The organism is Psychrobacter sp. 219-2-C, from assembly GCF_049560815.1.
Taxonomy (GTDB): domain Bacteria; phylum Pseudomonadota; class Gammaproteobacteria; order Pseudomonadales; family Moraxellaceae; genus Psychrobacter; species Psychrobacter faecalis.
This window is the reverse complement of sequence record NZ_CP186933.1, coordinates 1460963-1475309: the sequence shown is the minus strand read 5'-3', so window position 1 is coordinate 1475309 and position 14347 is coordinate 1460963. Positions and strand designations below refer to the sequence as shown.

General features: G+C 43.3%; 11 protein-coding genes and 1 tRNA gene. 6 read left to right on the top strand and 6 right to left on the bottom strand.

What is annotated here, in order from left to right; all coding sequences use genetic code 11:
• Positions 1-5 precede the first annotated feature (5 nt).
• The 4 genes from eno (at position 6) to ACPEGP_RS05885 (ending at position 3724) form a co-directional block, all read left to right on the top strand.
• Positions 6-1322, top strand: coding sequence for a phosphopyruvate hydratase (gene eno / locus ACPEGP_RS05900; protein ID WP_102077674.1), 1317 nt, complete (start codon positions 6-8; stop codon positions 1320-1322).
• Positions 1323-1456: 134 nt separating this feature from the next.
• The gene (locus ACPEGP_RS05895; RefSeq protein WP_068407112.1) at positions 1457-1765 is read left to right on the top strand and encodes an FtsB family cell division protein; all 309 of its coding nucleotides are present in this window, start codon (positions 1457-1459) and stop codon (positions 1763-1765) included.
• A gap of 115 nt (positions 1766-1880) precedes the next feature.
• On the top strand, positions 1881-2672 hold the full coding sequence (gene ispD / locus ACPEGP_RS05890; protein ID WP_423812883.1) for a 2-C-methyl-D-erythritol 4-phosphate cytidylyltransferase: 792 nt from the start codon (positions 1881-1883) through the stop codon (positions 2670-2672).
• 437 nt (positions 2673-3109) lie between these two features.
• On the top strand, positions 3110-3724 hold the full coding sequence (locus ACPEGP_RS05885) for a BLUF domain-containing protein (RefSeq protein ID WP_227671156.1): 615 nt from the start codon (positions 3110-3112) through the stop codon (positions 3722-3724).
• Between the two features lie 395 nt (positions 3725-4119).
• Here the strand turns inward: ACPEGP_RS05885 and ACPEGP_RS05880 are convergent.
• The 3 genes from ACPEGP_RS05880 to pyrC all read right to left on the bottom strand — a co-directional run bounded on the left by ACPEGP_RS05880 (position 4120) and on the right by pyrC (position 6534).
• Positions 4120-4195: transfer RNA gene (locus ACPEGP_RS05880), tRNA-Glu, on the bottom strand.
• 353 nt (positions 4196-4548) lie between these two features.
• The gene (rnt, locus tag ACPEGP_RS05875) at positions 4549-5232 is read right to left on the bottom strand and encodes a ribonuclease T (protein WP_228706582.1); all 684 of its coding nucleotides are present in this window, start codon (positions 5230-5232) and stop codon (positions 4549-4551) included.
• Positions 5233-5463: 231 nt separating this feature from the next.
• Positions 5464-6534 (bottom strand): dihydroorotase, encoded by a 1071-nt coding sequence (gene pyrC / locus ACPEGP_RS05870; protein ID WP_423814218.1) that lies wholly within the window; start codon positions 6532-6534, stop codon positions 5464-5466.
• A 332-nt stretch (positions 6535-6866) separates the two neighbouring features.
• Between pyrC and ACPEGP_RS05865 the strand changes: the two genes are divergently transcribed.
• Positions 6867-8105, top strand: a complete 1239-nt coding sequence (locus ACPEGP_RS05865; protein ID WP_191692334.1) for an argininosuccinate synthase — start codon at positions 6867-6869, stop codon at positions 8103-8105.
• Positions 8106-8237: 132 nt separating this feature from the next.
• Here the strand turns inward: ACPEGP_RS05865 and ACPEGP_RS05860 are convergent, their stop codons facing one another.
• Positions 8238-9512 (bottom strand): hypothetical protein, encoded by a 1275-nt coding sequence (locus ACPEGP_RS05860; RefSeq protein ID WP_423814217.1) that lies wholly within the window; start codon positions 9510-9512, stop codon positions 8238-8240.
• Between the two features lie 155 nt (positions 9513-9667).
• On the opposite strand from ACPEGP_RS05860, the gene ACPEGP_RS05855 reads away from it, so the two are divergent.
• Positions 9668-10207, top strand: a complete 540-nt coding sequence (locus tag ACPEGP_RS05855; RefSeq protein ID WP_193032164.1) for a L,D-transpeptidase — start codon at positions 9668-9670, stop codon at positions 10205-10207.
• 123 nt (positions 10208-10330) lie between these two features.
• Here ACPEGP_RS05855 and ACPEGP_RS05850 read toward each other — a convergent pair whose 3' ends face one another.
• Positions 10331-12055: a CYTH and CHAD domain-containing protein gene (locus ACPEGP_RS05850; RefSeq protein ID WP_144297026.1), complete on the bottom strand. Its 1725-nt coding sequence runs from the start codon at positions 12053-12055 to the stop codon at positions 10331-10333.
• Between the two features lie 290 nt (positions 12056-12345).
• Positions 12346-13932 carry an isocitrate lyase gene (locus ACPEGP_RS05845; RefSeq protein WP_102077245.1) on the bottom strand — a complete coding sequence of 529 codons (1587 nt, stop codon included), beginning with the start codon at positions 13930-13932 and terminating at the stop codon, positions 12346-12348.
• Positions 13933-14347 lie beyond the last annotated feature (415 nt).

The window sequence follows — 14347 nt, the reverse complement described above, 5'->3', positions numbered from 1 at the left end:
ACATTATGTACGCTGAAGAAACCACCAACTTCGCCGCAATTATAGACATTCGCGCTCGTGAGATTTTAGACTCGCGCGGTAACCCAACGATTGAAGCTGATGTCATCTTAGCTGACGGCACAATTGGCCGTGCTGCTGCCCCAAGTGGCGCCTCAACTGGCTCACGTGAAGCGCTTGAGCTGCGTGATGGCGATCAAGATCGCTACATGGGTAAAGGCGTCAAAAAAGCCGTTGCCAATGTCAATAGCCAGATTCGTAGCGCGCTTATGGACAAAGACGTCACTGAACAGCAAGCGATTGATGACGCTATGATTGCGCTCGATGGTACAGAAAATAAAGACAACCTTGGCGCTAATGCCATGTTGGCGGTGTCTTTGGCAACGGCAAAAGCAGCTGCTAAGTCACAAAGCCTACCGTTGCATCAATATATCGCAAACTTGCGCAATCAGACATCATTGACCATGCCGGTACCGATGATGAACATCTTGAACGGTGGCGAGCACGCAGACAATACCGTTGATATCCAAGAGTTTATGATTGAGCCGGTTGGTTTCACCAGCTTCTCAGAAGCGCTGCGTGCGGGTACAGAGATTTTTCATAGCTTAAAATCTGTCCTAAAAGCACAGGGTTTAAATACTGCCGTCGGCGATGAAGGCGGCTTTGCACCAAACTTGCGTAGCAATGAAGAAGCCATCACCGTTATCATGCAAGCGATTGAGCAAGTCGGTTATAAAGCTGGCGATGATATCCATTTGGCTCTAGACTGTGCTGCCAGTGAGTTTTATAAAGATGGTCAATATATCTTGGCAGGCGAGGGTAATAAATCCTTTGATAGCCAAGGTTTTTCAGATTACCTCGTAGGCTTGACGCGTCAATATCCTATCATCTCTATCGAAGACGGTCTTGATGAGTCGGATTGGGATGGCTGGAAATACTTAACTGAACAGATTGGTGATAAAGTTCAGTTGGTTGGTGATGATTTGTTCGTGACCAACCCTGCTATTTTGCAAGAAGGCATTGATAAACACATTGCCAATGCGATTTTGATTAAGTTTAACCAAATCGGCACCTTATCAGAAACCCTGGATGCGATCTATCTGGCGAAGAAAAATGGCTATGCAACGATTATCTCGCATCGTTCAGGTGAAACGGAAGACAGCACCATTGCTGACTTAGCAGTTGGCACAGCAGCGGGACAAATTAAAACCGGCTCACTATGCCGCTCAGACCGTGTTGCAAAATACAATCAGCTACTACGTATCGAGCAACAAGTACGTGCAAGCTACCGTGGCCGTGAAGAGTTTATCGGTTTACGTGGCTAATCAGCTAAGTAGTTGAAAAGTTAGGCTTAAAGCTAAGCGCTATATTGTCATTCGCAAGATGATATAGCGCCTAATAAGTTAATCTAATTTTCGATTTTAATTATTATCCCTTTATCACTTGGCGTTAATACTTTATGAAATACTTTAGCCAATTTATCTTACTTGCTTTAGCGGTCGCTGTACTGTTAGGGCTGCAATACCAGTATTGGCTGGGTGAAAACGGTCAATTTGAGCATCATAAATTATTGACCCAGATTGAAGAACAACAGCGTTTAAATGACAATCAAGTAGCGGCAAATAACTTGCTGCGTACGGACGTTCATGATCTAAAAACCGGCCTTGAAGCGGTAGAGGAACACGCGCGTTTAGATTTAGGCTTGATTAAGCCAAATGAAACCTTTGTACAAGTATCAACAGCGCCGACAACCCATAGCCGTTATTGATTCTATCTACTCCAAAATAAACGATTACCTATAATTTTTTCTGCTTATATTTAAAGTACGATTTTTTTTAACTTCCTTTTTATCCAATCCAGTCATATCATCATGGAATCTGACCATGAGTATCAATCAAAACCACCTTATGAATACCACACCACATATACATGCCATGATTGTCGCTGCGGGTCGCGGTAGTCGTTTTGGTGCATCAATCGCCAAACAATATACCAAGCTACAAGGGCAGACCTTGTTACAACATAGCGTGGCACGGCTTGCGAGCAGTCGTTATATTGATCAGTGTTTATTGGTGATTGCAAAAGATGATCATACAGCGCAGACGCTTGATTTTGCATTGCCTATTCAATATACGAGCGGTGGAGCAGAGCGTTGGCAATCGGTACAAGCAGGGGTAGAGGCGCTTATTAGGGCAGGTGCGCATGACTCAGACTTGCTGCTTATCCATGATGCTGCGCGTCCAGCGGTGCCTCAACAAGATATTGATAAAGTGATTAAAGCCGCGCTGCAAGAGCCGTATGGCGCTATCTTAGCGACCCCAGTTGCCGATACCCTAAAACAATCCTATACAGCGTCCTATAAGCACGCTAGCGCTGTCTCCGAAGCTATTAATAGCGCTAAAGGTGAACAGCATTCTTATGTTGAACGTACGCTTGAGCGTAGTAATATGTGGCAAGCGCAAACGCCGCAAGTCTTTCGCTTAGCTAAGCTGCGGGAAGTGTTGGCGTATGTTGAAGAGCATGACCTTGCTATCACCGATGAAGCAAGCGCGTTCGAGTACTTAGCGCTGCCAATTCGTTTGGTCGTTGGCAATCGGCAGAACATTAAACTTACCTATCCTGACGACGCCATCCTGCTTACCGCGATTCTTAACGCCCAGTCCCAATTGTCTTAAAAGATTTTCACCACCGTCACTATTTGCATTTCTCATTCTTTCCCCTGCTAAGTATTTTACTATAAATTTTCTATTCTCAAGTTCTAAATTGAGATGACTCTTCTCATAGCATCCATTTTTCATCTTTATTTTTCTAAGATTTTAGACCGACTGTTGAATAAAAAAGCATTTATTTATGCTATATGTTGAATATAAATCTTATTAAAGCAACGTTTAGTATTAATAAGTAGTCATTTAAAATAAACATATATTGCTTTGATGACGAAATTAGCCTATGATGTAACCAACTTAATACAATTAATATAAACATTTATAAATCAATAATATAACAAGCCAATTTGTTACTTCTAAATGCCTTGTTGCTCTATTTTTTCTAAAATGAGTATGGTTGTCTTAGCTACATTTACCTGATAATAGGGAGAAGCTGATTGTCAACAGTGAATGATTCGACAAATCCAGTAACGCCAGATCTCTGCCAGCTTGTATATCTGAGCCACATTACGTCGACTGGTCTTGCAAGTGCGAGTACGCTTAATGACATCGCAGAGGTCGCGATTGAGCGTAATCAAGCCGATAACATTACCGGTATCCTTTGCTACGGCAATGGCTACTTTTTTCAATGTGTAGAAGGGTCAGAACAAGCATTGACCAATTTGAAAAACCGCTTGTTGGTCGATGATCGACATAAAGATTTAAAAATATTGGATTTTTCGGCAATTGCTGAGCGCCGTTTTGCGGGATGGTCGCTACGCTCGATCACCCTTGAGCGTTGGATGATGAATGAGCCAAAGCTAAAATCTTTTATGCCATTTAAGCCCCATACTTGGGAAGTGAATGGCTGGCAGCAATTTTTAGATATTCTGCAAGGCTATTATGAAGACCAAGAAAAGACTGGTGAGCTTGATACCCAGCCGATAAAATACAGTACGCTAGGGGTGACCTTAGGTAAAGTCGTCGGTCAGCATCAAGCGTTTTTCTTAATTCAAAGCGTCTTAGCGGGCTTAATCGTATTGGCGCTGCTTTGGTTGATGTTAGCTGATAAGATTTGGTAAATTGTTCTAAATAATGAACGCGTAGATATTTAAAAAGCCAGCATTCAGTGCTGGCTTTTTGCTGCGAGAAAATAATATAAATCACGCTCGATTTATTTATGAGTATTTATAAATATTGATGAAAGACAGATATAGTCAAAATATTCTAAAAACGCTACGGTATTGCTGATATCAATTTTTTGTAGCCTCTGTCTGCGCAAGCACAGCAAGCAAGAAAAATTGATATTAGCAGTACGTGATGTATCGATATTAATTTTCACTCACTATAGATATTCGTGAAAAAAAATAGGCATAAAAAAACCCCACTCAAATTTCTATGAGCAGGGTTTTGCTGGTGCGCTTATCAGTCTTATTGATGCCGTACAGCAAACTTGCTAATAAGTGACGCCAAATAGTGGCGTCCCCAGGGGGATTCGAACCCCCGTTACCGCCGTGAAAGGGCGGTGTCCTAGGCCTCTAGACGATGGGGACTAGTAACAACACTTCAGCTGCTTTCACCATTTATGCCGAAGTGGTGCGTATTTTAATGGCGACCGCGCTTGCTGTCAAGCCTTTTTCGACGTCTTTTTGAAATTAAGTATCTTTTTTTAAGCGCGCGCCGTGGATGTAGGTCTTTTCGCTTTAAATGATGCCGAATCCACAACGACGTACAAGCGCTAATGGTTAACGCCAGTAGCATGTAACCGATAATGGTTGCCCATAATTTAACCTGTGGTTCCATAGCAAAGTCCCTTTTTGTTAAGCTCACCTAATCCATAATAGGTGATTAGCTATAGATAACACTATTCATTGAGTTTAACAATGCAAAGGGCGTATGCTTTATTTTACTTGGCGTCGTCAGCGTTGCTATCGACAGTGCTGTTAGCGGCTGTCTCGGTATTGTTCTGCTCGTTATGGATAGCGTTCGCGAGCATCGGGTAGCTATTTAAAATATGACAAAACAGTTCAGCCGTCTTTTGGGTATCATAGAGCGCTGAATGCGCGTCATTACCATCAAAATCAAGCCCAGCAGCCTTACAAGCACGCGCGAGTACAGTTTGTCCGAATGCAAGCGCAGACAGCGTCACGGTATCGAAAACTGAGAAGTTGTGAAACGGATTATGGTTTTTGCTGTTGGTACGCAACACTGCCGCATTTAAAAACGCTAAGTCAAAATGGGCATTATGGCCAATCAAAACGCATTGACGGCAGTCTTCAGCGCGGCGTACTTCTTTTAAGCCTTTAAAAATACGGCGCAGCGCCGTTTTTTCATCTTCAGCAATGGCTTTACGCAGTGGATTATTAGGATCAATACCGGTAAAGGCAAGGGCGCTTGGCTCAAGATTTGCGCCTTCAAACGGCTCGATATGGGCGTTAAATGCCTCACCTGGATAAAACACACCCTGCTCATCAAGTAGCACAGGAATACAAGCAATCTCTAATAAGGCGTCGGTTTGCGCATTAAAACCTGCGGTTTCGACATCGACGACAACAGGTAGAAACTTACGAAAACGCTCTTTTAAGCGCATGGGTGCTTGTTCATCTGTTGCGCCGTTACTATCGGCAGTAGCGCTTGAGGTAGTAGTAAGACAGGCATTTTCCGTATTAGCCAAATTGTTTCTAGGTAAGTCGGCATCATTTTGAGTGGTCATATCAGGTTAAATCGCTTTTATCAGTCGTGCTGTGGTATTGAATGAAATAAAAAATACCTATCATAGGATATGGCATAAAGGCAGGCAGACAATTTTACATCGTCGCTGTTAAGCTTTAATAGACCAAGGTAACGTTTCGCCCGCTAACAGGGGCGTTAACGACGCGCCATCAAAATAAGGGTAATTGGTCGGTACTTGCATCGGCGTGTTTATCAACGTGATGGTACTCTCATTTACTGGCAAACCATAGAACTGGGCGCCAAAGCGGCTGGCAAATCCTTCAAGCTTATCTATTTTACCCACACTATCAAAAGCAGTGGCGTATAGCGGTAAGGCATTAGCAGCACTATAGCAGCCAGCACAGCCGCAAGCCGATTCTTTTGCGTTTGTTGCATGCGGCGCCGAATCTGTGCCTAAAAAGAATTTTGGATTGCCACTGGTAGCGACATCCAACAATACTTTTTGATGGCTTTCACGTTTTAAAATAGGCAGGCAGTAAAAGTGCGGCTTGATACCGCCAACCAATAAATGATTGCGATTAAACATTAAGTGCTGCGGCGTAATGGTCGCAGCAATTTGATTGCCTTGTTCTAAGACAAAGTCGGCGGCATCACTGGTGGTTATATGCTCTAGCACAATTTTCATCGTCGGAAATTTGACGATGATTTGTGCCAACACTTCGTCTAAAAAGCGCTTTTCACGGTCAAAAATATCGACATGGTCATGCGTGACTTCGCCATGGAGCAGTAGTGGTAGATTGTATTTTTCCAGCGCTTCAAAGACATCGACGCAGGCATTAATATCGGTGACACCGTCGGCAGAGTTGGTCGTTGCGCCAGCAGGGTAGAGTTTGACCGCTTGCACGATACCAGATTTTGCCGCCATTTCGATATCCTGAGCAGTGGTTTGATCGGTGAGATACAAGGTCATGCGTGGGTCAAAAGCTGCTTTACGCTCCGCACTCAAATCGCTTGCTGCTAAATGCTGCAGGATGCGCTCACGGTAGGCTTGCGCCGCATCGATATTTTTAACAGGCGGTACCAAGTTTGGCATACAGATGACGCGGTTAAAACTCTGGGCGGCGTGCGGAACGGTAGTCGCCAACGCTTTATCATCGCGCAAATGAATATGCCAATCATCTGGCTGCAGCAGGGTTAATTCTCTAATCGAATCGGTCATAGTATCTTCGCGCTCTATATCTTTATACGGCAGTAAAAGGGAGTCTAGCTGAGCTGCTATCATAACAGATTTGCCTACTTGACTAAATATGCGGCGAAATATCTGTACATAAAAGCGTTATGATTTCGTTGATAAGTAACCAGCGCCTATGTATGCATTCATGCTAATTTTCGGTGAAAACCTAGCACCGAATGGCGCTGATACTTTTGCCGCTCGTAAATATGATGTACACTGAGCAGGCAATCTATTTTTTATTTATTTCATCCTATCCTGCGCATTTTTATTTCTCATTAAATGTATTCGATAATAAATTCTTATATTAGGAGTTATTCATGGCTCAGCTTGATCCAAAAAATATTAATAAAATCGTCTTGGCCTATTCCGGCGGTCTTGACACCTCAATCATCGCCAGATGGCTACAAGAAACCTATGATGCAGAAGTGATTACGTTCACCGCTGACATCGGTCAAGGTGAAGAAGTTGAGCCGGCGCGTGCCAAAGCTGAAGCGATGGGTATCAAGCATATCCATATCGAAGACTTACGTGAAGAGTTTGCCCGCGATTATGTGTTCCCGATGTTCCGCGCCAATGCCATTTACGAAGGCGAGTATCTGCTCGGGACTTCTATCGCGCGTCCTTTGATTGCCAAGCGTTTGGTTGAAATTGCTAAAGAGCATAACGCTGATGCTATCAGTCATGGTGCGACTGGTAAAGGTAATGACCAAGTACGTTTTGAGCTTGGCGCCGTTGCTTTATCGCCTGACGTGGTCACCATTGCGCCGTGGCGTGAGTGGGATTTATCAAGCCGTGAAAGCTTGATGAAATATGCCGAAGAACACAACATCGCCATCGATTATGCCGGCAATAAGAAGAAATCTCCGTACTCAATGGATGCCAACTTACTGCATATCTCTTATGAAGGCGGCATCTTAGAAGACCCATACGCCGAAGCTGAAGAGGATATGTGGCGCTGGTCAGTTAGCCCAGAAGAAGCGCCTGACGAAGCGCAATATTTAGAATTAGAATACAAACAAGGTGATATCGTTGCGATTGATGGCGAAGCGCTTAAGCCTTATGAGGTAATGATTAAGCTGAATGAGATTGGCGGTAAGCACGGTATTGGCCGTTTGGATATCGTCGAAAACCGTTATGTCGGTATGAAATCACGCGGCTGCTATGAAACCCCAGCCGGTACCATTATGTTAAAAGCCCACCGCGGTATCGAATCATTAACCCTTGACCGTGAAGCGGCGCATTTAAAAGATGAGCTGATGCCGCGTTACGCTAAAATTATCTATAACGGCTATTGGTTTAGCCCTGAGCGCATGATGCTACAAGCCTTGATTGACAAATCACAAGAATATGTCAACGGTACCGTACGCGTCAAATTATACAAAGGTGCGGTAAGCGTTGTCGGCCGTAAGTCAGACGATTCATTATTTGATGAAAAAATCGCCACTTTCGAAGATGATGCCGGTGCTTATGATCAAAAAGATGCCGAAGGTTTCATCCGTTTAAATGGTCTACGTTTGGCGATTGAAGCCAGCCGTGGTCGTGATTTATCGAAGTAAGCATATTTTTTTAGATTGTTCTAAATAAAGTATGAATAAAAAAAGGCGCTAATAAGTTAGCGCCTTTTTTTTGGTTTTTTAAGGGTTGTTCAACTATTTTCGTCTACTTCAAAATTTATCTATGAATTATTCTTATTGAGACGCTTTTGGTTCTTCAGCGCCATCTTCATCATCGTCTACCATAACAATCGCCACATCTTGCTGTTGGCGCTCCTTGATAAGATCTTGCTCGATGACTTCTTCTGTGGCCAATTTGATACCGTCAGATTTTTGGCTTTGATATTTGAGCGCTGCTAGCCCGCCAAGTACGCCAATAACCGCAATAATGATTAGGATAACGGGATTTTTCCAGAGCGGTATAGGCGCGTCGTATTCAATCGGCTTTTCACTGGTGGTGGTCGGCGTATTGTCGTTATTGCCGCCAATTAGACCTAAGCTTACCAAAGGTGGTTTTGGTGCGCTGGCAGGCTCGGAGGTAATTCTTAGGCGGTTGCGCTGCAAATATATTTCTGAGATTTTCGCCAATTGCAGCAGCCAACGTTGATGTGGCAAGCTTATGGCTGACATTTCGGCAAACACCAATAAGTCATTGTGTTTACCTTGTTGGGCATTCGCAGGTGAGCGCCCAATGACCTTTAAATAATTGCCCGTCGCTAGCTGCATGTCTTGGACAGGCTCATGGTTTTCAGGTTTAAACGTCGTCAACTCGTGCCAATAAGGATCAAAAGCGGGCGGGGTATCAGCGAGCTGCGCTGTGCTTAACAAAGTGCGTTCTGTGGCATTTTTTACTTCTGTCTTTAAGTCAGGTTGTAAAGCAGCTTCTGTAGAAGTGGTTGTTGCTTCATTTTCATTAGATTCAGCCAGTTTGGCAGACGTTGGCTTATTGGCCACAAAACGCTCGACGGATAAAAACTGCGGCTGCAAGGCGAACCATTTGTCCAGCTCCTCATTATCAAGCTGGCTATATTCTGCTAAAATCGCCAGTTCACGTAAGACAATCACGCATAAAGAGGTGAGTAGTATTTGCACTTGCGGTGACGTTGCGTCAATCTGCTCAGCAATGTAATCGCTGGCTTTAATCACGCGCGCATTCTCATGAAAAATCGCATCGGCCACCTCTTGGCGATAATATAAAGTCGCATTGATGGTCGAAAAATTCATTGAATTATATCGGCGTAGTTCTTTGACGGCGGTACGAGTAAACAGTTTTTTACTCACTGCTTGGCCATCGTTATGCTGCTGATAAGCAAGTAAGGCGCTGATAATCGCTTGCAAACTCGCATCCATCGCCAAACGCGCTTGCGGTAATGACAGCTTAGCGGCGTCTGCCAATAATGACACCATCGGCTTGGTATCTTGATAGAGAAAATCATACATCGACACACGTGTCGGTGAAATAGTCGTCATAATCTGCTAGCATCAAAAAGTGTGCCCCTATATTACGGTGCCAAAAGCCTTGATACAATCCCTTAATAATAGAAAAACGCAAACATTTTGCTCGCCATTTATTCTCAACGCAGTCGATAATAACTACTGTAGATTTATGAGCGCTGGAAAACCTTATGACAAATAATGAAGAATTTAAAGAAAATTTTAACGAAAAATCTGATGTGCGACTGGTTATTAACATTGCTCAGCAAACGTTAACGCTATATAAGCACAATAAACAAATGACTCAATATACGGTATCGACCGCTAAAAACGGCATTGGCAGCCAGCAAGATAGTGGCTGCACACCCCTTGGTAAGCACGTTATCGCGGCAAAAATCGGCGGCAGTGAACCCATGAACGCGGTGTTTGTGGGACGCAAACCGACAGGCGAGGTCTATAGTGCAGAGCTTGGTAAACTGCATCCTGAACGCGATTGGATATTAAGCCGTATTTTATGGCTGAGCGGTCTTGAAGAGGGACTGAATAAAGGCAGCAATGCTCACGGCGGCTGCGATACCTATCAGCGTTATATTTATATTCACGGCACACCAGACAGCGAACCAATGGGCGTACCGCTCTCGCACGGCTGTATACGGATGCGCAATGAAGATATTTTGGAGTTATATGAGCAAGTTATCGAGGGTGTAGCCGTGACCATTGTTGCTCATTGATATTTACTTCAAAATATCGCGTTTAAAAAAAACAGCGTACTTGATAGTAGCTGTCTTTTTTTTGAATTATGTAAAAGTCAAATATAAATAACATATGATGTTAAAAAACTAGTCTCAGTATTATTACCAAAACTTATCCGCAGATTTAAGCTTAGCTAAACGTTTTTTAGACTTTTTCTGTGTATCTATTAAAGAAGCATTCAACCAGCCTGCGCCGTACAAGGCATTCGAGTCTGTGCTCGCTTTATGTTGATAGCACTGCTGATAATAAGTGGTATCAAGTTGTTGCCTAAGCGCTTGCTGTACTTTTACGAGATGTTTTAGGAAGCGCTTGCTTTTCTTCTTAGACTTTTTACTGTTGAGCTTTTTATTTTTGAGATTTTCATTGTTGATTAAGGGCGCTGCAAATTCACTAACGTAGCGCAATTTTTCAAGCTGTCGGTACAGTTTATACTGGGCTTGTTTTTCGTCCTTGGCTGGCAAATCTATATCCTTCGTCTGCAGACTTTGCGGCTCTCTACTTTCTAAATTAACGCCTTTTGATTTAACGCCTTCTAAGTTAATACTTTCTGAACTCACGCTCTCCAAATTGACACCAGTTAAATCTTTGCTATCCGCGTTAGCATTCCTAGCTTCATGGAGCTTACTCTCAGCTTTCAACAATTTTTTATAACGTTTGTCCAATGTTTTTCTAAGCTTATGAGCGGCGCGTTTATTCGCCTGTGGTTCAAGGTTGGGGTCACTCATGGTAAAGGCTATTAGCTCAAGCAACGTCAGTTGTAAATTATTGGCACGTACCGCATCGATAGGAGTGATTTTCGCCGCTTCAATTTCTGCCGACCAATCAACGCTTGGTGCCTCATGCGCTTGTAAGTAGGGCTCGATATGACTGGCAAGATAAGCAAGCTTGCGATAATCAGCCAGTAAAGTCGCTGTTTGTTTAAGAATAATCACCCAGTCAGGATTGAGCTCATCGGAGAAGCCTTTAAATAGCTTAAGCGCGGTACGTAAGCGCTGAATGCCGTTATACAATTGTAAAATATGCTCATTGTCCGTACTGCCTGCGACGATGGCGCTACTATTGGGTAGTATTTGCAATAGGCAATTATGTACGACTGCCCGTATAAATGCCGGCCTGCTGCTGTCTTTATCAACAGTTAGATCGCTAAGATTGGCGCTAACCGCTCGGCTATGTTGTTGCCCCGTAATTAATAAGCCTCCGCGCTCGGCTTTGGTCACTGTAGACAAGCAGAGTTTATGGCGCTGACACCAGGTTTTGGCAGTCGTAAATAAAAAATCTACATCGCCTGATATCAGCTCAAACTCGATTTCTTGAATACTATCGCGCTGAGTATCATCTCTACCGTGGATAATCGCTCCGCAGTCGTATGCCATTTCAATCTGATTGCTGCTGTCCTTGTCGCTATTATCTGTGAGCAATCGCGTTATACGCTCGACATCGGTGACATATAAGCGGGTGAGCGTTTTAGCCAGTTTCGTTAATTTAAATGGTTCTAGAGCAGGGGCGATGGAAGTGTCTTGATAAATGCTCAAATCAGGCATGAGCGTATTGGTGTCCAACATGGCTTGGACTTGTTGGGTATCTAGTACCGCATTGTGCTCTAAACGCGCTGCAATACCGTCGCCACCCGCTTTGATGGTCTGCACCCACGCATCGCCTTCCTGACGAATACGTAAGCCAATACCCGCCTTAGCGAGCTGCTGATCGGGAGTGTCATAATAATGCGCGGCCAGCTGCGTGAGCTGTGAGGATTTAATATTCGCTTGGCGCATCAAACCTTTTAAGCGTGATTCTGGTACTAGAAACTTCAGCTCTATCTCTTGCATGATGGCTCCCGATTATAGTTATGAATGGTTAGTAATACCTGTTAAATAATTACCATCGTATGAAAGCTATCGAACAATGACAAGTAAAAGTTTTACTTTGGGTAATTAGCGGATACTAGGGCGTGTACCCAGTTCAATCGATAGACATCTAAATGTGCTAAAAATGGCTATTTAATAACGCTGTCCTTTTAAGACAGGGAAGTTATTTAAAGCCAAAAAAAACCGCCCTACTAGGTAGGACGGCTTTTTATAACGGCTACTTATAAAATATAACTATAAGTGAGCGATTATTAGAACTGGTTCATGGTGTTTTTGCCACCACCAGCTTTAAGGGCGTTTTCACCAGAGAAGATTTCTTTGTGATCATCGCCAAGGTCAGAACCCGCCATTGCTTGGTGTTTAACACAAGCGATGCCTTCACGGATTTCTTTACGTTGGACGCCAGCTGCATAAGCAAGCATACCTTCTTCACCGAAGTAGCCTTTAGCAAGTTCATGAACGCTAAGTGCAGTGGTGTGGTAAGTCGGTAGCGTGATTAGGTGATGGAAGACACCCGCTTCGCGTGATGCGTCACGTTGGAAGTTCTTCGCAGCGATGTCAGCAGCTTCATCAAGCTCAGTACCGTCGTAATCAGCACTCATCAAGTTGTCTTTGTTGTAGCTTGATACGTCTTTGCCTTCTTCTTCCCACTGAGCGATAACTTGCTTACGGAAGTTTAGCGTCCAGTTGAACGATGGGCTGTTGTTGTATACAAGCTTCGCTTTTGGCTGCTCTTCTTTAATACGGTCAACCATCATTTTGATGTGTTCTACGTCTGGAGTAGGTGTTTCGATCCATAGTAGATCAGCACCGTTTTCTAGAGCAGTGACACAGTCAAGTACGACGCGGTCGATGTTGGTTTCTTCGCGGAACTGATATAGACCGTTAGCTAGACGCTTAGGACGAACCAATTTGCCGTTGTGCTTAAGAAGGCTGTCATTTTCATTAGCTTCTTCGATGGTCACTTCTTCCATTTCTAGGAAGTCGATATATTGAGAAGCAAGGTCGCCTGGTTCATTTGATACTGGGATTTTTTGCGTGAGTGATGCGCCCTCACTATCAGTACGAGCAACGATAATACCGTCTTCAACGCCCAATTCTAGGAATGCATAACGAATCGCATTGATTTTTGCGATGTAGTCTTCATGCGGTACGGTTACTTTACCCGCTTGGTGACCACACTGTTTTGCGTCAGACACTTGGTTTTCAACTTGGATAGCACAAGCACCGGCTTCAATCATTTGCTTAGTTAGCAAGTAAGTCGCTTCTTCGTTACCGAAACCGGCATCGATATCAGCAATGATTGGCACAACGTGTGAATCGAAGTTTTCGATTTTTTCTAGGATAGCTGAAGTATCTTGACCCGCTTCTTCTGCAGCGTTTAGCTCACGGAAGTAGTCGTTTAACACTTTAGCATCAGCTTGACGTAAGAAGGTGTAGATTTCTTCGATTAGTTTAGGCACAGACGTTTTTTCGTGCATAGATTGGTCAGGTAGAGGACCAAACTCAGAACGCAGAGCAGCAACCATCCAACCTGATAGGTAGATGTACGTTTTAGCGGTAGTGCCAAAGTATTTTTTCTTAGCGTACATAGTTTGCTGAGCAACAAAACCGTGCCATGCACCTAGAGATTGCGTGTACTGAGACGTATCATTGTCATAATCTTCCATGTCTTGACGCATGATTTTTGCAGTATACTTGGCGATATCTAAACCAGTTTTGAAACGGTTTTGCATCATCATACGTGCGGCATCAGTCTCGCTGATATTCTGCCAGTTACCGTGCTTTTGCTTTAGTTCACGTACTAGATCAATCGCTGATTTATATGCAGTTGACATCTATAGTCTCCTTGGTGGGGTGGGGATTAAAGGGGATGTAAATTACTTAAGTAAAATATGCAGATAAGTGTTGCTGGTAAAATAATGTTTCTTGAAAAGAAATACATTGGCAAAAGTAAAGTTCGGGATATAAACCTTTTACCTGAGCAATCTTTACTAAACTATAAGAAAATGATTATAAAAGCAAATAAAACCTGTCTTATTGGTCAGCTTTTATTTTTTAGATTTAATTGACGCTGTTTTAGTTAAGATGTGCTTGCCAGTTAAACCACTTATTAGCCTAAAGCGTATATAGCATCAATTCAAGCCTAAAAACTGCCGCGAGCAAAACGCCAAATTTATAAAAAACGGCTTGCATAATAAAGCTTACGCAATAAGCTTTCTGACCATCTTTTAGTATAAAAATGCGATAAAA